The 21,351-nt window shown below is 39.1% G+C and carries 18 protein-coding genes, 1 tRNA gene and 1 pseudogene; 2 read left to right on the top strand and 18 right to left on the bottom strand.

The window, feature by feature from the left end; genetic code table 11:
- Nucleotides 1-27 precede the first annotated feature (27 nt).
- The 10 genes and pseudogenes from NST81_RS04625 to NST81_RS04580 form a co-directional block, all read right to left on the bottom strand.
- On the bottom strand, nt 28-234 hold the full coding sequence (locus NST81_RS04625) for a DUF1657 domain-containing protein (protein WP_048622783.1): 207 nt from the start codon (nt 232-234) through the stop codon (nt 28-30).
- Nucleotides 235-429: 195 nt separating this feature from the next.
- Nucleotides 430-1,443, bottom strand: coding sequence for a stage V sporulation protein AD (spoVAD, locus tag NST81_RS04620; protein WP_048622782.1), 1,014 nt, complete (start codon nt 1,441-1,443; stop codon nt 430-432).
- 236 nt (nt 1,444-1,679) lie between these two features.
- Entirely contained in the window at nt 1,680-1,886 is a 207-nt protein-coding gene (locus tag NST81_RS04615; protein ID WP_003353240.1) for a DUF1657 domain-containing protein, read from the bottom strand.
- A 1,030-nt stretch (nt 1,887-2,916) separates the two neighbouring features.
- Nucleotides 2,917-4,401: a PH domain-containing protein gene (locus tag NST81_RS04610; protein WP_328204049.1), complete on the bottom strand. Its 1,485-nt coding sequence runs from the start codon at nt 4,399-4,401 to the stop codon at nt 2,917-2,919.
- 16 nt (nt 4,402-4,417) lie between these two features.
- Nucleotides 4,418-4,918 carry a PH domain-containing protein gene (locus tag NST81_RS04605; RefSeq protein WP_003353243.1) on the bottom strand — a complete coding sequence of 167 codons (501 nt, stop codon included), beginning with the start codon at nt 4,916-4,918 and terminating at the stop codon, nt 4,418-4,420.
- Nucleotides 4,919-5,369: 451 nt separating this feature from the next.
- A pseudogene (locus tag NST81_RS04600) lies at nt 5,370-5,623 on the bottom strand (DUF444 family protein); the annotation flags it as partial.
- Between the two features lie 797 nt (nt 5,624-6,420).
- On the bottom strand, nt 6,421-7,581 hold the full coding sequence (gene yhbH / locus NST81_RS04595; RefSeq protein ID WP_048622780.1) for a sporulation protein YhbH: 1,161 nt from the start codon (nt 7,579-7,581) through the stop codon (nt 6,421-6,423).
- A gap of 528 nt (nt 7,582-8,109) precedes the next feature.
- Entirely contained in the window at nt 8,110-9,090 is a 981-nt protein-coding gene (locus tag NST81_RS04590) for a polysaccharide biosynthesis protein (protein ID WP_048622779.1), read from the bottom strand.
- 114 nt (nt 9,091-9,204) lie between these two features.
- Nucleotides 9,205-9,834: a DUF1796 family putative cysteine peptidase gene (locus NST81_RS04585; RefSeq protein ID WP_048622778.1), complete on the bottom strand. Its 630-nt coding sequence runs from the start codon at nt 9,832-9,834 to the stop codon at nt 9,205-9,207.
- 416 nt (nt 9,835-10,250) lie between these two features.
- The gene (locus tag NST81_RS04580; protein WP_048622777.1) at nt 10,251-11,156 is read right to left on the bottom strand and encodes an NAD-dependent epimerase/dehydratase family protein; all 906 of its coding nucleotides are present in this window, start codon (nt 11,154-11,156) and stop codon (nt 10,251-10,253) included.
- Nucleotides 11,157-11,729: 573 nt separating this feature from the next.
- Between NST81_RS04580 and NST81_RS04575 the strand changes: the two genes are divergently transcribed.
- The gene (locus NST81_RS04575; RefSeq protein WP_048622776.1) at nt 11,730-12,071 is read left to right on the top strand and encodes a hypothetical protein; all 342 of its coding nucleotides are present in this window, start codon (nt 11,730-11,732) and stop codon (nt 12,069-12,071) included.
- Between the two features lie 205 nt (nt 12,072-12,276).
- Here the strand turns inward: NST81_RS04575 and NST81_RS04570 are convergent, their stop codons facing one another.
- The 3 genes from NST81_RS04570 to NST81_RS04560 form a co-directional block, all read right to left on the bottom strand.
- The gene (locus NST81_RS04570; RefSeq protein ID WP_048622775.1) at nt 12,277-13,218 is read right to left on the bottom strand and encodes a hypothetical protein; all 942 of its coding nucleotides are present in this window, start codon (nt 13,216-13,218) and stop codon (nt 12,277-12,279) included.
- The gene (locus NST81_RS04565; protein ID WP_048622774.1) at nt 13,193-14,446 is read right to left on the bottom strand and encodes a glycosyltransferase family 4 protein; all 1,254 of its coding nucleotides are present in this window, start codon (nt 14,444-14,446) and stop codon (nt 13,193-13,195) included. Before NST81_RS04565 ends, NST81_RS04570 begins: the two co-directional genes overlap by 26 nt.
- 296 nt (nt 14,447-14,742) lie before the next feature.
- Nucleotides 14,743-16,638: a PrkA family serine protein kinase gene (locus tag NST81_RS04560; RefSeq protein WP_048622773.1), complete on the bottom strand. Its 1,896-nt coding sequence runs from the start codon at nt 16,636-16,638 to the stop codon at nt 14,743-14,745.
- Between the two features lie 446 nt (nt 16,639-17,084).
- On the opposite strand from NST81_RS04560, the gene NST81_RS04555 reads away from it, so the two are divergent.
- Nucleotides 17,085-17,291 carry a hypothetical protein gene (locus tag NST81_RS04555; RefSeq protein WP_048622772.1) on the top strand — a complete coding sequence of 69 codons (207 nt, stop codon included), beginning with the start codon at nt 17,085-17,087 and terminating at the stop codon, nt 17,289-17,291.
- Between the two features lie 97 nt (nt 17,292-17,388).
- Here NST81_RS04555 and nfsA read toward each other — a convergent pair whose 3' ends face one another.
- The 5 genes from nfsA to NST81_RS04530 form a co-directional block, all read right to left on the bottom strand.
- Nucleotides 17,389-18,138, bottom strand: coding sequence for an oxygen-insensitive NADPH nitroreductase (nfsA, locus tag NST81_RS04550; protein WP_061778549.1), 750 nt, complete (start codon nt 18,136-18,138; stop codon nt 17,389-17,391).
- 398 nt (nt 18,139-18,536) lie between these two features.
- Nucleotides 18,537-19,010, bottom strand: a complete 474-nt coding sequence (gene trmL / locus NST81_RS04545) for a tRNA (uridine(34)/cytosine(34)/5-carboxymethylaminomethyluridine(34)-2'-O)-methyltransferase TrmL (RefSeq protein ID WP_003353261.1) — start codon at nt 19,008-19,010, stop codon at nt 18,537-18,539.
- A 56-nt stretch (nt 19,011-19,066) separates the two neighbouring features.
- On the bottom strand, nt 19,067-19,930 hold the full coding sequence (locus NST81_RS04540) for an amidase domain-containing protein (RefSeq protein WP_341028599.1): 864 nt from the start codon (nt 19,928-19,930) through the stop codon (nt 19,067-19,069).
- Between the two features lie 65 nt (nt 19,931-19,995).
- Nucleotides 19,996-21,129 (bottom strand): tRNA epoxyqueuosine(34) reductase QueG, encoded by a 1,134-nt coding sequence (queG, locus tag NST81_RS04535; RefSeq protein WP_270584023.1) that lies wholly within the window; start codon nt 21,127-21,129, stop codon nt 19,996-19,998.
- Nucleotides 21,130-21,243: 114 nt separating this feature from the next.
- Nucleotides 21,244-21,317, bottom strand: a tRNA-Gly gene (locus NST81_RS04530).
- Nucleotides 21,318-21,351 lie beyond the last annotated feature (34 nt).

Below are 21,351 nucleotides of genomic sequence, written 5' to 3'. Positions count from 1 at the left end.
ACACCTCCATCAAAAGAATAGGTGATCTTAAAACCCTTTGTACTGAGTTTCTTCTCGTTCCAACTCTCCAACACGTTTTTTGATATCTTCCACCACTTCATGGACGATCATCATTGTTTCATGCAATGTACGTTTTGATTCGTCATCTTGGGTGCGCAATGCTAAACTGGACAGGCTGGCTTCTACACCTTTAAGGCTGGCCATACATTGTTTCACTTCCGATGCAATGGTCATCGTATCCTCTCCTTACACCTTTTAGTTTTAGGCATCCCCTATTTACATATAAACAGAGAAAATTTTCTAAAAACCGAAAAATGATTTTCCATACAAAAATTGAGATTTTGGTGTCGCAGCCGTTTATTGACAGCTTTTTTTCTCCAAAAAGAAGTCAATTAACAAAAAAGCTTCTTCAGATAAGAAAAATGCCATTTATGGCCCGTTTTCGTATTCAATCGACACCGCATGTGCGATACAAGGGATGGTTTCGTTTTGCTGAAAGGATAAGGGCGATAACAAAGCACCCGTTGCGACCACTAGCATTCGTTTTAACTCCCCTTTTTTCATTCGGTTTAACAAATGGCCGTAAACGACGGTCGCGGAACATCCTGCACCACTCGCTCCAGATAAGACCGGCTGATCTTCCCGGTAGATCATGAGCCCGCAATCTTGATACTGTTCTTCACGAATAGGGGTGCCGTGTTTATGAAATAGTTCAAGTGAAATATCATGTCCAATTTGACCAAGGTCTCCTGTCACTATTAAATCATAGTAAGAGGGGTCAACATTTCGTTCTTTTAAATGAGCTTCTATCGTATCCACAGCTGCCGGAGCCATTGCCCCACCCATATTCAGCGGATCGGTCATCCCCATATCAATAACACGACCAATCGTAGCAGACGTAACCCTAGGACCGTCACCAGTACTGCTTAACAAAGCAGCTCCAGCACCGGTTACCGTCCATTGTGCAGTGGGCGGTTTTTGTCCACCGTATTCCGTTGGATAACGGAACTGCTTTTCAACCGCTGCATTATGACTAGAAGCACCTGTTAACAAATAGTCGGCTCCTTTGTTATTAACAATATAAGCACCAAGAGCCAGTCCCTCCATCGATGTTGAACAGGCTCCGAACAAACCGAGAAAAGGCACTCCTAGCGTGCGCATAGCAAAACTGGTAGGGGTAAGCTGATTAATCAAGTCTCCCCCCAGGAAAAACTGAATTTGCTCTTTTTGAAGACCGGCTTTTTCGATGGCTTTTTGACAGGCTTCTTCTAAAAGGATCTTGTGGGCTTTTTCATAAGAATCTTGACCTAGCCATAAATCGGAATGAAGCAGATCAAAATCTAATGCCAGCATTCCGTTCGCTTCAAAAGGTCCACCAACTGTACCAGTAGAAATAATGGCGGGCTTTTGATCGAAAACCCAAGTACGATGCCCCGTCAACATCAAAAACCACCTCGCTTTATTAAGAATCATGATCATAAACATTGGAATAGCCTGCCCGATAAGGCAAGCTTCATTACAGTCTTTCAGTACTGGTCTTTTTATCTGATTCAGATATTCGGTATATCCTAAACTATATCAATTGTTGTTTTGCCTTTAGATCTATGTGCTCATCACGTTCCGTTTAAAGGTGTAAAAAGGTTGGTTGATCCAACCAACCTTTTTATCTAATTTGTACATTATTGTTGTTTGTATTGAGGTTCTTCTTGTTCAATTTGTTGAACACGAGCAGAAAGGCTGTCAACTAGTTGCTGTGTTTGTTTGGCAGCATCTTGATAAAGTTGTTTAGCTTGTTGATTATCGGTTCCTAGTGCAAAGGTTTCGAAGCTCGCTTGTGCACTTTTTAATCCGGCTAGAGTTTGTTTCACTTGACTGATGATAGTCACAGGTGATTCCTCCTTCAATTTAAGTTACACTTTTAGAATGATAAAAAAGATCTTTTTTTATGTTTTCTAATTTTATCCATCTGTAAAGATCCATAGTGGGTTAAATTCCTTTCATATCCTATATAACTTAGTTCAACCCGTTTAAACTCCCTGAAAGGCAACGCAATGGATTCGAAAAAACGAAAACAGGCAAAGAATCTAATTTGAAGGCAGCATCCTGACAACGCAGATAAAATTCGCCTATCAAGACAGGAAAACGATGGATGATCATGAATAGCCAAACACAAGTTCTTCTTTTGGTACAAAAAATGAGAATGCCAAAGAAAGAAGATAAGGAATAGAGCGAAAAGCTGTGGAGATATTTAATTCCGTAAAAAACGAGAAAAGCTGTTTAGCGTTTCTAAACAGCTTTTTCACCGTTTTTCTTTTTGATTCTATACTAAATCCTGGGGGTAAGAGATTTTTCTTGAAAAATAAATGCTGTTACGAAGATTCTCCTTTAAAAGGATCGTCGACAACGACATCGAAAAGAAGATTTCGTATATGAAATCTCCTTTTATCATAAAATTGCTTGGTTGAAAAACTTTAAAATCCTTTCGCCAGCAAAAGTCCAAAATGCCCTGCTGTCAAAAGATAATTTCTTCAGTCCATGATGATGAAATGCAAAAGGATTTGGTACCATTAAAAATCAAAACAAAATTCTTAGACCGTAGAAGGGAGTTTAAAAATACTTACTTTTTTTTAGCTTCGCGCATCTTGCTAAATAGTATTAGAATCAAAGGCACAACAATAATCCTAATAATGAACGTTCGTGTTTCTCCTTGCCTTAAATCCGAGAAATACCCCCAGACTATGGATAAAATGAGCCCGAAAATTAGTGGTGGTAGTATAGATTTCAAAAAACTCTCTCCTTTTCATTTTTCACGGTTATGTAAAAATAACACCCCATGATGAAATTTTATCTCTTTTATATAACCAATTCTTTAAATTGTATTAATCCTAAATTTTATTCAATACATGAAACCTTATATTATCCCTTGTTTCCTCCGTTCTTTCCATACCATTGATAGCAGCTAATTGCCACATCTTTCGGAATATCCGAAATTTTCGACACTTGAACGGATTTAGAACGTGTAAAAATTTCAAGAGAAGCGAGGCCAAACTTACGCTGTAGTACTGATTCTGTTACTTTTAACTCTTCAATTTTCATTCGGGTTGTGATAAATAATTTCGTGGAAAAAGATCCACTTTGAAGTTGGATAAAAGGGCCACTAAGCTTGTAGCCATTAGATAAACCACTTAATAGTTGGGAAATATGAGTAAGAACTAGAAAAGCAAGCGGAACATACCAGAGTCTTGGCCAGAAGTAGAATATCGCTCCTGCTGCGATCCAAATATAGCTAGTCCGCACTAATTTTACAAAAATAGCTGACCGAGGAAGATTCACCATGTCCGTTTCCACTTTAAATGTAGGCAAAATCTCAGATATCAGTAGTAAAGCTTTGTTTTTATGAATAAAAGGAAAGAGTATATTGGCCGTTTTCATCTCTTCATCATCCTCTTCAGCTGTGCTTACAATTCTCACCTCCACAATTCCCAAGATTTTTTGAAGAAATTTTGTATTTAAAATGATGGCTTCAACTTTTTCCTTTGGAATGGAAAATTCAGTCTGATGAAACAAACCTTTTTTAATAAAAATTCGTTGCTGATCAGAAGTAACCTCAAAATTTCTATACCGAATGAAAGTCCTTCCCCAACCATAAGCCATTGATAACACCAACAGAGCAAGAATACCAACGGCCGTTAATAACCAAGATTTTTGAAAGAAGGAGAGAACAGCCTCTATATATGGGTCTATGGACAAAAAATCATTTAAATTCGAATAACAGGTATAAAGCAGCGAAATAAAAATAAGTAAATGAAGCGACGTAACGGAAGCCACAAATATTTCTTTAGAAGTCATTTCATAATGCTTCTTCCTTGAGGAATGTTCCGGCAGGTTCGCTTTTAATGTCCCCTCATTAGGTTTACTCACGTCTCTTTCCAAGTAATCGGCATGACTAAAATATTTTTGTATTCGTTCGGCTTCTTTGCAGGTGATCATTTCAAGTTTGACGGAGGATTTATTGCCGACTGCACCTGTATCCAGCAAGAGAGAGGTGAGTCCGAACAAACGATGAAACAAAGGTGTATTCCGACTGATGCCTTGAATCCGCTCCAATGGAATATAACGGCTTGCCAAGATAAATCGTCCTTCATGAATGCACAATTCCGTGTCCGTAAATAAATACTTGAAATGGAACCATTCTAACAATACAGAAACGACTTTATAAATCAAATAGAGAATTCCGGCTAAAACTCCCAATTTGAAGAAAATAGAATCTGAATCTGAACGTATATAAATCATAAGACCAATAACAAAAAAAACCAATTCCTTTACGGACTTGCCAATCGAATAGACGATCCATAGCGGATGTATTCGATGAGCTTTATTATTTGTTGTTTCCCTGTTCATGGAGGAATAGAACCCCCTATTCATTTGATTCACTAATTCCCGCTAAAACAGCAATCTTTTCCCGTAATTCCGCTGCTTTCTTTTCAGGAACAGCCGGTATTTCATGCACAGAAGCCATCGTCCCTATCTTTATCGTCGACAAATCAAATTTTCGCAAGAGCGGACCTTGATTCGTATTGACGTATAACACTTTCGTCATAGGTATGATTAAATGAGTTTTCTTTAATACTCCTCCATACTTCAATTGTATGTATTTCTCGTCGACTTCGTAGCGCCAAGTTCGCTGTCGATAAATAGGTACAATCACGATTTCAACGATGGAGGAAATAATGAGGAGTATTAAAAGAACATAGAGAATAAGACCTATCCAACTTTTCCACCCATAATATTGCTGAAGATACAGAAGGATTAATAGGATGCAAAGTGCAATGAAATACGTGATGGCGTCACTTATTCGCCACATCTTCACAGCCTTCGGCGAAATTTGTTGTGTTGGTTCCTTTATCATCCCAGTCATAATCTCCTCCTTTCTGTCGAATTCTAGAAAATTGTACAATGAAACAGTTTGCGCCAAAAAAACAATCCTCTTTATATCACCAATTTCTGTTTCTCATAAACATTATTTAAGATATTTATTAATATTCAAACAATTAACTTCAAAATAAACTGTACGATGTAAAATGGACGTTTCCTCCAAAGTGGTGCAAATATCGTGAGCTTCCCACCTAACCATTATAGTAAAGGAAAAATATTTTGTGTAGATTTTTTACAAATTTTGATAAAAATATGAAATTTTTCTGTGAAAATAATGGCGGCACACATTTACTTTGACAATACTTCTTAATATCAAAAAAATAAATGAAAGCTTCAAATGGATCCTTTTTGAAAATAGCCGCAAGTGGACTCGGCTCAACAAAGGAGATGCCAGATACTTTAAATTTTCATTTAAGAAGAAACGAAATCAAAAGCTAAAAAAGAATCGGTCTGCCGGGAATGAAAAACGCTATTTTCAATAAAAATTGGAATACATCTTCTTTTTGCTTTAAAATGAAATAACGGAATTTTTCGTCTTTGATGATTTTATAAGCGAACATTAAGGTGGAATGGCAGCTGTACTAATGGACTTCTCCGTAGCCAAACATTTTAGACACAGCCAGATTTCTTTGACGAGTTTGATGCACCTTGCGTTATCGGAAGTCAAGTTGTCCCCATCTGAAAAATGGAGTTAGACTATTTTCTTCCTGTTTCAAGAAAGCCTAATCAATCGAGTAGGAGGGAGCGATTAACTCCCGTCCTCTCACACCACCGTACGTACGGTTCCGTATACGGCGGTTCAATTAAGATAATTGACGCAAGTCTTTATAACTTCCGTGAATAGCTGTTCTCTTTATGCCAGTGGTCACTCCACCCTCCAAGAGGTCTCCCACGGGATTCACCGCTTCCTCCCTCAAGTGAGGTACTACGTTTTCTGTGTTCATCATGACTCACTGAATACCAAGGGCTATTCTCTCTTAATTGTTCGGTCCTTCTTAGTTGTTCTAGACCAACTAATACTATGACCTCTGCTGACTTCTGACGGTTCAGCTACTTATCACTAAGTAGGTTATGAAGAGTACTTCACATATCCGCCAGACCTCCCCGGGTAAGTACATGCACTTTCACACCATCTATCCGCCTCATTTACTCGATATGACCTTCGACAGAAAGAGCTTTGTTTTGTTATGCAAACTCACTCAATCATACCTAGCCTTATATGAGGTTCGTGTTCCTCGGACCGGTGTTTTGCCTCCAGCTTCCTTCAGATTCCGCGTCACCACGGACACCCTTGCTCTTGGCTAACCTCTACTTCTGTCTTCGGGGTTCGGGACTTACACCCTATAGTTCATGTACATGCCGGGCGCACCTAAAAAACCCACAGAATTTTAAAATTTCTGTGGGTTTCCATTATTTTAACAGGTTATTAAGAAAGCTCCGATGCCGATCTCTCCGATGCACTCAAAGCTTTTTTGTTTATGAGACTTAAGCCAACACTTTGGACTGATCATCGTTATGAAAAAAGCTTTTCATGGCGTGGAAGACATCTTCTTTCTGTTTTAAAATGAAATAACGGAATTTTTCGTCTTTGATGTTTTTATAGGCGGACATTAAAGTGGAATGGCGACTGTACTGATTGACTTCTCCGTAACCAAACATATTCGACACAGCCATGATTTCTTTGACGAGTTTGATGCACCTTGCGTTATCGGAAGTCAAGTTGTCCCCATCAGAAAAATGGAAAGGATAAATATTATACCGAGAAGGTTGGTATTTTTCCTCAATTAGTTCCAGCGATTTTCGATAGGCAGAAGAACAAATCGTCCCCCCGCTTTCGCCCTTGGAAAAAAACTCTTCTTCCGTGACTACTCTTGCTTCCGTATGATGGGCGATAAACTCAATCTCTACCGTTTCATATTTCGTTCGTAAAAATCGGGTCATCCAAAAGAAAAAACTCCTAGCCATGAACTTTTCCCATATCCCCATAGATCCACTCGTGTCCATCATGGCCAGCACCACTGCTTTGGAATGGGGCTTTTGCACTTCGTTCCAAGTTCTAAATTTCAAGTCTTCCGGAATAATCGGATGGAATCTTGGCTCACCCTTTAATGCATTTCTTTTAAAAGCGGTGAGCATCGTTTTTTTCTTATCAATATTCCCCATCAATCCCGTTTTGCGGATATCGTTGAATTCAATTTTCTCAACAGTATGATCTTCTTGTTCCTTTTGCTTTAAATTAGGAAGTTCCAGCTGCGCAAAAAATGCCTCTTCTAAATCAGCCATAGAAACTTCCGCTTCATAATAATCTTCTCCCGGTTTATCCCCTGCACCTTGGCCTTTTCCAGGTCCTCGTTCGCTGCTGCCATCCCTTGCAATGACATCTCCGACTTTACTGTCTCCGTTTCCTTGGCCGACGTGCTTGTTCTTATCGTAATTATAACGGATTTTATACTCGTCTAATGAGCGTATCGGTATCTTCACTACATCCCTGCCATTGGATAAAATGATGCTTTCTTCCGTAATTAAATCGGGCAAGTTGTTTCGAATAGCTTCTTGCACTTTCTCTTTATGTCGCTGTTGATCTTCATACCCTTTCCGATGGAGGGACCAATCTTCTTTTGAAATCGCAAACTGATGGTTATCCATTTGATTCTTTTCCTCCCCTCCTAAAATGGTTTTCACTTTTTTGATAATTTTTCATACAATATGATGACTGTCATAATCAATACACTTTGATCCTACAGGTTGATTACTTTATCCTATGCAAGAAACACAAAGAGTTGACAAAAAGATCATCCAAAAGGAGAAAATCCAGGTTGGACAAGCAGATCGAATATGACGGAACGGGCTGCTCCTTTCATGATCAGCTCTTTTTCTGGTTTATCTGATATAGAGCAACACATTTGAATTCCATTAATCTTATGATGTTGTCAGTACAGTGGTCTTTGCCCCTCATTCTTACAAAATGACCATTAGCCAACTTGCTTGATAAAAAAGATTCTGCGAATAAACGCAGATTCAAGGGAACAAATCGTATTGGTTTTCCGTAGAATAAGCTGACTATTGTTAATCGTTCTTATTCCTTACTTTGCATTGTTTTGGTACACAGATACCTAATTCGTTCTAAATGAGAAAGGCAAACGGTGCTACCCTTTTTGAATAGCACCAATGCCTTTATTTTAAAAATCCGCCTTCCACCAACATTTGTTTGATTTCTTCTTTTGTCATCAAAAATTCTTTGGAAGAATAATTTCCTTTTACAGGTAAACAATCAGCATAAAACTGTTTTAACCCAGGGATGTTGATCGTAGGAAGAACAATTAAGAAGTCTTCATCATAGACGACTGTATTTTGGCTTTCATGTTCAGAAATCAGAACTTCATGGAATCTTTCTCCCGGTCTAGCTCCAAATTCGACAACTTTGACATCTCTCTCCCCGGACTCTTCTATCAACACTTCAGCCAAATCCAGAATTCTCCATGCGGATGATTTCATGACAAAAATCTCTCCGCCTTTTCCTATTGTTGCAGCTTTTATTAACAACTTGATTGCATTTTCCCTGGTTAAGAAGAAACGTGTCATTCTTTTATCCGTAATTTTGATCTCTTTCTTTTTGATTTGATTCATAAATAATTGAAGCACACTTCCATTACTTCCTAGAATATTTCCGCTTCTTATACAAATAAATTGGGTATCCGAACTGATCTGATTCGCATATACCACTAATTTTTCACCGATGGCTTTTGTCATCCCATAGAAGTTAATGGGGTCTGCCGCTTTATCGGTCGATACGTTGATGACCTTCTTTACTCCATTTTCTAATGCAGCTTCAATTACGTTTTGAGTACCTAGCACGTTTGTTTTCAATGCCTCGAGAGGTTGTTCTTCACAGACGGGGACGTGTTTTAAAGCAGCTAAATGAAACACATAATCGACGCCTTCAAAAGCTTTGACTAACGCTTCCCTGTCTCGAATGTCACCGATGCAAAAGCTCAATCGAGGGTCTTCAATCGCTCTGCTCATCTCTACTTGACTGGCTTCGTTTCTGGAAAGAACAATGATTTTTTTAGGGTTTAGCGATAATAACTGGTTTATGAGCTCATGCCCCCATGAGCCTGTCCCGCCGGTCACCAAAATCACTTTATTTTGAAACATCTACTTGACCTCCTGATAGATTCATTCTAGATGAAACACCTGTTGTTTCAGGCGACTGTTCCGTTTAGGAATCTTCCATTCTTGTTACGGTAGAATTGTCCCGTATTTAGTCCCTTATTTTCCGCTCAGTTGAACTCCGTCGAACATCATTTTCCAAAAATGATCATTCGCATTCCAAATGTCCCGATTCGGAAGTTCAACCACGCTGACTCTTTCAATAGGCCAATTTTTTTCGGTCAGGCCGCTGACATCGGTATGATTGACGATGAGTATTCGAAAATCATGTTTCACCATTTTGGATAAAATGGACTCAAGCTCTAAGACCTCTTCAAACGTGCCTTCTGTTCGAACAAAAAGGATCCGTTTGCTGGTCTCCATTTTCTCTAAAAAGCGCTTTATCCGTCTATCAAACTTTTCTCTAACTTCAGGGTAACCGCCCAAATGTGAAAGTGTATTTTTTCCAACTTCAAAATCATGATTAGAAACTATTTGATAGCCGTCATCCGATACACAAATTAGCTGATCAGAAGCATAACCTATTATTCTTAAATTAGGCAGGTCCATAAAACCGACAAATCGATTTTTCAAAAGACGATTGACATTTGATAACGAAGGAGATGCCATCCAATCCAACACTCCCGAAAAAGGTCTCAAATTATTTTTCTTAAGCTGAATGGATGTCAAACAAAGATCTCCTAAACTAAATACGGAATCATAAGTTCCTTTAATATCTTCTAAACTCATATTCCCATCTCCTTAAAAAAATGAAAAACGTATTTCCAATGTGAGGTCCCGTTATGCATTGCATAGCACATTTTTTATTTCCTCAATTCCCCAAAAACGAATGAAAGCTTATCCAACTTGAATCCAGAAAAGACGAATATTTTTCTAATATCCTATCCATAGTTAATTCCGCATCACGAAAAAATGAGAGGGCAGAAACTCGAACGATGGAAAAATGTGTATTTAATCCAGGTTTCAATGAGAAATAGAACAAATTTTCCATATTCGACTAATCCGCAACAGGGAGGAATACGAGATTTTATAAAAAATCATTTCTAATGGTCGTCCATCATCCTATTTTGTATGAACATTATGTGCAAACTTTTATAGCAAAACAAAAAATGTTTTATCTTTCAAAAGTGTTTGACTGACGATTTTCATGAAAAGGTATAAGTTTCTGTTAATCCGTTGAAAATATCAACCTGAGGATTCCATTGCAACAATTGACGCGCTTTTTTATTATCGAGACAGCTATGTTTAATATCGCCTGTTCTTGCATGTGTATAGATCGTCTCAATTGGGGATCCGTAAATTTGCGTCAGCATTTTCACTAAGTGATTGACGGATACGCTTCTTCCGGTGCTGACTTGAATCGTTTCCTGATCCCCTTTCTCCACAGCAGCGATATTTGCACGAACGACATCTTTTACATAAACAAAATCTCGCGTTTGTTCTCCGTCACCGTGTATCATTAAAGGCATTCCTTTTTTGATTCTGTCTAAAAAGATCGCAATGACTCCTCCTTCTCCTTTTGCCGATTGCCTAGGGCCATATACGTTGCCAAAACGGAGAATGGTGTAGGATAGTCCATAAAGCTGATGAAATAAGCGGATATATGACTCGGCTGTCAATTTCGATAAACCATAGTAAGAAATAGGCATTGTCAAGTCCTTTTCTGAAATCAAATCTTTTTGTAAATTACCGTAAACCCCTGAGGTAGAGGCAAAGATGATTTTTTTCACAGAGGCTTCACGACAAGCTTCTAATATATTGATGGTTCCATTGATATTCATGTCAGCATCATATTTTGGTTCACGAATCGACTGTCCTACATCTGCCTGAGCTGCCAAATGGAATACGACATCCGGTTTTTCTCTCTTAATAATTTGTTTGGCCCCTTGACTGCGTATATCTTCGATATGCATGACGGCAAGCGGATGTACATTTTTCAATTGTCCAGATACTAAGTTGTCCAATACATGCACCTTCGCACCTTGAAGAAGCAGTTCTTCAACAAGATGAGAACCGATAAAACCGGCCCCACCAGTTACAACAGCCTTCATGATTTATGCTCCTTATAACTTTTTTATCATCGTATGAAGCTTTAAAGAAAGTGGTACAAGGAGTATGCCTAATGTACAGAAAAATAGTTTGGAATAAGAAAGGGATACAAAGCGTAAAACGAGTCCCATCAAACAAATTGGATGGAATCGAAAAAAAAGAAGGATAGCGATGGAGGAAAGACTTTTTAGAAAACCGTTTTGCTGCTAAAGACATTACAGAATTGTCTAAATGGAGAAATTTATAATCTAGCATAAGTCTTATTTCATCTCTATTATCTGCAATGGATCACACCCTCTATAAGGACTGATCGGCAAACTCTATAGCCGTTTCCCGATTGGATTTACCTTAAGGTATCGATCCTATCTCTTAAAATCAATAGATTCTCAAAGTCAAACAGTAGTAGAATTTTTCTCCATAGTATTCTCTTTTTTGTGTTAGTTAAACGGCTTGGCCTGCCATTATCTACTACCTCTATCAACTTGAATTGAAATGATCAATCCAACTATTATATCTACCCTTGCAAATCCTTGTTGTGAGAATAAGATGATGGAAAAAAGGAGGGTAATAAATTTATGGCAGGTACAAAGACATTTGTGAATGATAGCCCGGCTACTTTGCAGATTACTCTCTTTATTCGTGAAGGAGATGAACCATTAAACCAATATGGGACCGTTTCCTTTATACTTGATCCCGGTGAAACAGAGGTCATTACCTATGGAAATGATATAAACTCTTTTCTAAACGGAATTTTATTATTTACCATTTTCAAAGGAGACCTTTATAGCAAAACTCAATTCGTCATTGAAAAAGAAAGTGAACTTGACGATCTTCTAAATACAAACAGTATGATTACGATCACGAAAAACCAAACAGACTACGAAATCTCCGGAAGCAATCCAACCCTTGCGCAATAACAGACTTATTTTTATTTTTGGCTCCAATAAAAGTTTCCTACCATTCGAGGGACTGATGATTCTTCATACAAAAAGTCCCGCTCTCACGATAAAAGTGAGGCGGGGCTTTTTTGGTGATATAAATCCGTACTTGAAAAGATCCTTTTGGAAACTCTTCTCACCTAAGTTTTTTAAGCAGCCCAATGAAGAACTAGTACGAATGGATTTAATGGACGTCCCTCATCACAGGGTTAGGGATCACATAGTCCGGGGGTAGAGAAGCTTTTATTGATTCCCAAACTTCGTGATCCACAAAGACTTCAGGAGTCGACAACGGAGTCGAAAACAATGAATTATAAAAATCCCCGCTCATCGGTTTAAACATTTCTTTTATCACTGGATTAGGCAGTACATAGTTTTCCGGCAATGAATGTTTAATGTGCTTCCAAACACGATCATCCACAAACATGTTCGGTGTGGAAAACAAAGTCGAAAACAATGAGTTATAAGAATCTGCTCTCATCGGTTCAAACATTTCTTTTGTCACCGGGTTGGGAAGCACATAGTTTTCCGGCAATGAATATTTAATGTGCTTCCAAACTCGATCGTCCACAAACACATCTGGAGTGGACAACGGAGTCGAAAACAATGAATTGTAAAAATCTCCGCTCATTGTTCCAAAAATTTCTTTTGTCACTGGGTTAGGGAGTATATAGTTTTCCGGCAATGAATGTTTAATGTGCTTCCAAATACGATCATCCACAAACACTTCCGGAGTGGACAACGAAGTCGAAAACAATGAATTGTAAAAATCTCCGCTCATCGGCTCAAAAATTTTTTTTGTCACTGGGTTAGGAAGCACATAGTTCTCCGGCAAAGAATGTTTAATGAGTTCCCTAATCCGATGATCCACAAATATTTTCGGAGTTGGAAGCGGAGTTGAAAATAAAGAGTTATAAGATTCTCCGCTCATTTTTGGGATGGCATCCTTTGCGACGGGGCTAGGCGATGCAGACTCTTGCGGCAAAGAACCTACCATTGATTTCTCTTCCGTACTGTCCTCAGTCCTTTGAAGCCATGCCTGAAATTCCTTTGGAAGAAACGACTGAAGTTCCTTAGGAAGCAAGGTGAGCAAAGAACGTTTAATGAAGTCTATTAGCCGAGACATTCTCTTCGTCCTTTCTCAATTTAGATATAGCGCTATGGTAAACATCCAGTACGTTGCTAACCCCTTTATCTAAAGCCCAATGGTTCCTTCCCCATTTGCTGGCATTATTCCCTAAAGTTTTCCTTAACTTTTCGTCGTCTAGTAATAAATTTAAATTTTGGTATAAAGCTTCACTGTCTCCCGCAGGTGATATCAATCCTGTCACTTGATGCTCCACTATTTCCGGCAATCCCCCTGCATCACTAACAATCACAGGCATTCCGGCAATTTGAGCTTCGACTACTGATAAAGGTTGGTTTTCCAAGAGGCTTGGAAGAACATAAATATCTGAATTAGCCAATAAAGCAGGAATATCATCTCGACTTCCAAAAAACAATACGTCTTCTTCTAAACCTAAGGCTTTAGTTTGGACTCGTAACTCTGCTTTCTTGTCTCCGTCTCCCACAATCCAACAAACCCAATCATTTCGACTTTCTTTCAATTGGCCAAGAGCGGATATGAGATGGTGAACCCCTTTCAGTTCCACAAGCCGCCCTGTAAAAATGATCACTTTTTTGTCATCCGGACGTTTTACAGGAGATTTCTCCTTCATTCGTTTTATAAAATTCTCTACATCGTATCCATAGTGGTATACTTTGATTTGTTCATCAGGAACAAGAAACTCATTCGTTAAAATATTCTTTAACCAATTATTGGCTACGATCGTAAATTCAGCAGATGACGCTCCAGTACGTTCGAGCTCATCAAAATATGCCCGAGCCATGTGAGAAGTCGGTGATTTATGAATGGTGGTTAATTGGTGTCTAATCTCATGAGCCACACAACCATGCAGGGTAGCGACTAATGCAGGTCCTTTAGGTCTCACCCTCTGAATACTTGCAGTGGAAATGACATCTTGTGTATGGATCACATCATATTTGTCCAAACCTAAATAGGCAGCAGCTAATTCAAAAAAGTAACGTTGAAATTCCGTATATTTTATCAATGGATTGATATGAATAGCCGGATAAACTTGTTCGTTTAGTTTTGCGTTAAGCAAAGGAAGCACCTTATCCTTTTCTAACCTTCGATCTTCATTCACAATGTAAACATACTCATTATTCTCACTGTAACCTAGCAAATCCACTTCATGTCCTAAAGACACAAGCTTTTCTTTAAGCTGCTTCATATAGCCCCATACTCCCCCTACGTGCGGAACGGCCCAGTACGTAGCAAGCAATATTTTCATAAATACATCTCCTTCTGTTTTGGTCTATACGTATCATATTGAGAAAATAAATCTATGGTATAGACAGTTATCTTTCTATTTGCACAATATTTTCTGACAACCTCTTTGGAGGGAGTAGCAGCGATTTAAATAAGCCGGGCTTTTGTACATTTGAAAACCCTTTTTCCTAAAGAAAGACAGCTCTTTACTCCCTTCATTAAAAAAGCCGGACCTTCCAAATCTTTGAAAGGTCCGGCCAGATCTTTTATTCTTTTTCAAAAAATATTGAGGCTCATAACCAATTTAACCGCAAATGTTTAACGGTTTAGCAAGCTGCCTACATAGCGCAGAAGTTCATTGGCTGAAGTTGAATTATAACCGTAGTCGTCTATCAGCCTTGCAACCACTTCGTTAATTTTCTTGAGCTGCTGCTCATCCGGCGTCTTGGTGGAAGTTGTAATTTTCACAACATCCTTTAAATCAGAAAATAATTTCTTTTGAATGGCTTCACGCAAGCGATCATGTGAATTGTAATCAAACCGTTTACCTTTTCTTGCATAAGCCGAAATGCGGATCAGAATTTCTTCTCGAAATGCTTTTTTCGCATTTTCAGAAATGCCGATCTGTTCTTCAATAGAGCGCATTAATTTTTCATCCGGATTAATTTCTTCTCCTGTAAGCGGATCACGGAGTTTCGTTTTATTGCAATACGCTTCTACATTATCCAAATAATTATCCATCAAGGTTTTAGCGGATTCTTCATATGAGTAAACAAAAGCTTTTTGCACTTCTTTCTTGGCGATTTCATCATATTCTTTACGGGCTAAAGAGATAAAATTCAAATATTTTTCCCGTAATTCGTTCGTGATGGAAGGATGCTGATCTAATCCTTCCTTTAAAGACCGCAGCACGTCAAGCGCATTAATAGATGGCACTTCTTTCCGAATGATGGTGGATGAAATCCGGTTAATGACATAACGCGGGTCAATTCCGCTCATTCCTTCATCTTGATATTCTTTCTTTAATTCGTCTACATCTGCCGCATTAAAGCCTTCTACATTCTCTCCATCATATAGACGCATTTTTTTGATTAAATCAATATCTCCCCTTTTCGGTTCTTTCAATCGAGTTAAAATCGTAAACATCGCTGCGACTTTTAACGTATGCGGGGCTATATGGACATCGGCGACATCGCTTTCGCGGATCATTTTTTCATAGATCTTTTCTTCTTCGGACACTTTTAGATTGTATGGAATCGGCATGACGATAATCCGTGAATGCAGCGCCTCATTTTTCTTATTGGAAATAAAAGAACGATATTCGGTTTCATTCGTATGTGCCACTATTAATTCATCTGCCGAAATCAAAGCGAAACGTCCTGCTTTAAAGTTGCCTTCTTGCGTCAAAGAAAGCAAATGCCATAAAAACTTTTCATCGCATTTCAACATTTCTTGAAATTCCATCAGACCACGGTTTGCTTTATTCAGTTCGCCGTCAAACCGATAAGCTCGGGGATCAGACTCTGAGCCATATTCGGCTATCGTCGAGAAATCAATACTTCCTGTCAAATCGGCGATATCTTGAGATTTCGGATCTGACGGGCTGAATGTGCCGATTCCGACGCGTTTGTCTTCTGAAAAAAAGATTCTTTCTACCAACACATCTTCTATTCTTCCACCGTATTCTTCTTCCAATCTCATCATATTCAGAGGAGATAGGTTCCCCTCAATCCGAATTCCGTATTCCTTATAAAAATCTTCTCTAAGATGTTGAGGAATAAGGTGTAGAGGATCTTCATGCATGGGGCATCCTTTAATCGCGTAAATCGCGCCTCTTTCAGTACGGGAATAGGCTTCCAAACCCCTTTTCAACATTGTGACAAGCGTCGATTTCCCCCCGCTGACCGGCCCCATCAACAACAATATCCGTTTCCGGACATCAAGCCTTTTCGCCGCCGGATGAAAATATTCTTCCACTAATCTTTCCAGCGCTTCCTCCAGTCCAAATAATTCATTGCTGAAAAATTTATATCTCTTTCTTCCCCCAACCTCTTCAAACCCCGCATCTTTTATCATGTTATACACTCTTGAATGGGCTGACTGAGCGACCCACGGCTTTTCCTTCACAATCTCTAAATACTCAGCAAATGTGCCTTCCCATCTTAGCTTTTCTTCTTTCTCCCGATACTGCTCAACCTTTTTTAAAATATCCAATATAAACATCCCCCTGTCCTTATTGAGAGAACGATTAATATAATCTATGCCGTCGGATATTTAAACATGCCCAAAACACAAAATCGTTGTCGTTTCAAATGATGTTTCCCGTCTCTCTGCCGAATTTCTCTCTCTTATTTTTTAAGCGCATTCACTTTTCCAATTCTTTACGATATAATATCGATAAATCGTCAGAACGTTAATAAAGGAGGAGTTATAATTTTATGAAATTTCTGCTTATTATGGTGGTTATCCTCTCGTTTCTTACCGCTATTTTTACTGCCGGCTACAATGACAAGCCAGGGGTAAACAAAAAGTAATCATGGAGTTTTGATCTCTTACATACAACTAGAAACGTGGCAGAACAAGTGGCTGGGCGGTTTGTACGCTCAGCTTTTTTCACCAATAATTATTCAGAATATTTTTTTAATAAAGGAGGGAATATGATGACTGAAGAACAAAAAAACCTTGAGCAAATCATCGATGATTTGAACCATACTGTTCAAAAGCTCTCAGAACAAGTGGAGCAACTTCAAAAAGAGGTTGCTGTATTGAGGGAAAATCAAGACAAACCCGTTTTTAATCCTGCTATCATCAGTCAAATCGGCGGTTATGTTCTAGTGGCTATCGTATTAATCGGTATTTTTTGGTGATCATTGAACTAAGGGTGCCGTTTCACAATCAATACGGCACCCTGATATAAGTTGCGCCGAAAGGCAAGATGATCATCCAACAGAATGGGGAACTTTCCTAGCGCAAATCCATTTTTTGTTTTTCCACAAATTCTTTCATATACATTCTGACTCTTCTGGAAAGCATATTGGACATTTGGCCCGTCCAAGTATCTTCTCGAACCCCTCCCGTTCTTTCTTTATAATAGTCGGCAACTACTCTGTTATATTCTTCTAAATCTTTTTGGATCTTTTCTTTATCGCTGTTGTAAAGATTTTCTTGGTAAACGTGATGAAGCGGAAGACGCGGCTTTTTATCCGTTTCCTGATCCGGATAGCCAACGGCCAATCCAAATAACGGTATCACCCTTTCAGGAATTTGCAAAAGCGCTTTCACTTCTTCGAGACGGTTGCGGAGTCCGCCGATATAACAAATGCCTAAGCCCATTGATTCTGCGGCAATCACAGCGTTTTGCGCCGCTAATGCCGTGTCTATTAAACTGACCATAAATTTCTCAGTGCTTTCAAGCGAAGGAATGACGTCTCCTCCTTCGATTTCACCAATAACCTCATGGCGATAAAGATCGGCGCAAAATACAAAAAAATGGCCATTTTCCGCTACATAAGACTGATTCCCAGACAGTTCCGCCAACTTTTGTTTTTTCTCCGTGTCCGTAACCCCAATAATCGTATACGCCTGAATGAAACTGGAAGTAGAAGCTGACTGAGCGCAACGAACAATCGTTTCGATCTGTTCCGTAGTGAGCGGCTGCTTCTTAAACTTTCTTACAGACCGATGAGCCAAGATCGTTTCAATAGTGGTATTCAACGCTGCTACATCCCCTCTCTAAAGATAAAATAGAAACTTTTTCCTAAATGATTCTCTCCTGCAGTCATGAAAAGCTACATCACTTTCAGACTTCGTTTTTGAAAAAACGACGCAATCAAGAAAATCCTTCCGATCAAAGAGGACATATTCTTTCAATCTGTTGTTGAATCTCGTGATTACCGGACGATCAAAATGTCACGAGACAAAGGGAGAATGAATGAAATCTTTGCCATTCTCATTTGGTTGTGATAACGAACCAAAAAAAGCCAAATCCCCCATTCTCCTCCCGAAATCAAATGAAGCATACCTTATCCAGCTTTATGTATTACTATAACCCTTATCGGAAAAATTTCAAATGATTTAAAACAGAAAAAAGAAACAGGGACATGCCCGGTTTCTTATGTTAAATGAGGAAATTGCTGTTGTCTTAACGCTTCATATACTAAAATAGCCGCCGTATTCGATAAATTAAGAGCTCTTACTTTATCGTTCATAGGAATCCTCAAGCAACGCTCTTTGTTGGCTGCCAGCAATTCTTTCGGTAAACCGGTCGTTTCTTTTCCAAAGATAAAATAATGATTTTTGCTCGTATCGCTAAAATCAAACGAATTATAATATTGCTCGCCGAATTTCGTTATATAATAATATTCTCCATCCGGATTTTTCTCAAAAAATTCATCGAGTGAATCATAATAAATGATATTGACATATTTCCAATAATCAAGTCCGGCCCTTTTTAACATTTTGTCTTCCGTTGAAAAACCAAGCGGGCGGATTAAATGGAGTGTTGTGTCCGTAGCCGCGCAAGTTCTGGAAATATTTCCTGTATTCGCAGGAATTTCTGGTTGATACAATACTACATGATTTGCCACAATGCTTTCACCTCTAAAATAAAGTCTGCCATTATTATAGCATATACGATTCCCCGTCAACTTTGATCGTTTATGGCAAAAAACTTATATTGAATGTTGGGAGTGTAAGCCGTTGAATCTTCATAGCTCCAATATCTCATGCGGCTATTGGAAGTATGAGCATTGACTAAAGGCATTCCATAGTCGTCTTTAGCGGTGACAATGGTCGTATGATCAAACCGTCCATCTCCTTGAAAATCGTAGCAAATCACATCTCCCAGCTGCAATTCAGCGGCATTGCGAACTTCATTCGCTTTTAGCCCCGTCTTGGATCGGCCTAAATACATTCGAAACGAATGGGCGACCGACCAACTGTAACTCCACGAACCATTTTGCATCCACCAGCCTTGGTCCCGATTCGGATATCCTCTCATCGGTGCGCCGCCGGCTTTTAAACATTGCGAAATAAAATTAGTACAATTGACATGAAACTTTTTGTAAGCGGGATTATAGCTATTCCACCATCTTTCCGCATATTGAACCGCTTTTAGCCGATTATATTCAAATCCCGCCCGCTCTGCTGTGTCTTCCCATTCTTCCATCGGCTCAATCGAATATCTTTCGCTTTCCCAGGAGGGAATGATTTCTTCGTCCTTGATCACAGTTTGTTCCAAAAAAATAGCTTTTCGATGTTCTATTTCTTCTTCCATATAAAAAAAACGATTTTGTTTAATCAAATATTGTAAATGAAGAGTGTAAAACACTTCACGATCTGTTTTATGGATAATGTTTCCTTTTCCTTTCGCCTTTAAGATTTTCGCGTTTCGTCGTTCCAAAAGCTTTCGCTTTCTTTCCCATTTTTCATCGGAAACATTCCTATGCTCATCTTCAACAACTTGTTTCAATCGATTTTGCAAAAGTTTTTGAAGCTGTGATTCCATAAAAAAATCCCTCCCCGTTAAAGCCTATGTGGCGATATCAGGGAAGAATCCACTAAAATCTCTAATTAGGAAGAAAAATATTGCAGCCCCTTCTCGATTTCTTTCAAAACATCGGGATCCGTTTCCGTTTGTTTCGCTTCCAAAAGCGCTGACTTTGCTTGATCGCCGCCTATTTTTCCAATCGCCCAAGCTGCGGTCCCCCGTATCACAGGACGAACATCTTTTTGCAAAACTTCCACTAAAGAAGGAATGGCAGTTTCTTCTTTAAAATGGGCAAGGGCAATGATGGCATTCCGCTGGATTGGCTTTTTCCCTCTCCACGAGCCGGAAACCATGCCAAATTTCTCTTTAAATTCTTTATTGCTGATGTCAAGCAACGGTTCAAGCAATGGTTTTGCTGTTTCAGGATCCGGCTCCATTTCTTCGTGCAAATGAAAATCAATCCCTTTATTTTCAGGGCAGACGGTTTGACATGTATCACAGCCGTATAAGCGGTTGCCGATTTTATCTCGAAATTCATCCGGAAGGAAATCCTTTGTTTGTGTAAGAAAAGCGATGCACTTTTTAGCGTTTAACTGTCCTCCTTGAACCAACGCCCCTGTCGGACAAGCGTCCAAACATTTTGTACATGTACCGCAGCGGCTTTCCAACGGCAGATCCGGCTCAAAAGGCAAATTGGTAATCATCTCTCCCAAATAAACGTAAGAACCGAATTCCGGGGTGATAATCGAACAATTTTTCCCGCTCCAACCGATGCCCGCTCTTTCCGCTACAGCACGATCGGATAATTCGCCCGTATCGACCATCGATTTCATCCTGGCTTCTGGAACTTTGGAACGGATAAATTCCTCCAATTGTTCGAGGCGATTTCTTAAAATCACATGATAGTCCAATCCCCAAGAGGCTTTACAAAAAGTTCCACGTCGAAGCCCCTTTTTTCCTTTTGGCGTTTCTTTCATTTTTGATGGATAAGCCAACGCAATCGCGATAATGGATCGTGGCTGGTCAAATATCAAGGCGGGATTAGTGCGTTTATCGATATCAGGCTCCTCAAATCCCGATTGGAATTGAAGCTCCTGCTGACGGATCAGACGATTTTTCAATTCGGTAAAAGGCTCTGCAGAAGCAAAACCTATTTTATCGATGCCTATCTGTTTGCTATAGGCAATAATGTCCTGTTTTAATTGATTATAATCCATCACGGATCACCTTTCAGTCGAAAAAGAGAGTCGGCTATATTTTAACCATATAACAAAAAAACGCAATACTTTGTTTCTTACAAACAAAATACTGCGTTGATCACAATATGTATATGGAGCGGGTGATGGGAATCGAACCCACGACAACAGCTTGGAAGGCTGTGGTTTTACCACTAAACTACACCCGCAATTGCTGTCGAGCAATAATTATTGTACATGATC

The sequence above is a fragment of the Bacillus sp. FSL W8-0223 genome (assembly GCF_038006805.1).
Taxonomy (GTDB): Bacteria; Bacillota; Bacilli; order Bacillales; family DSM-4216; genus Bacillus_O; species Bacillus_O smithii.
Note: the sequence above shows the minus strand (reverse complement) of the source record. Positions and strands in the feature narration are given on the sequence as shown.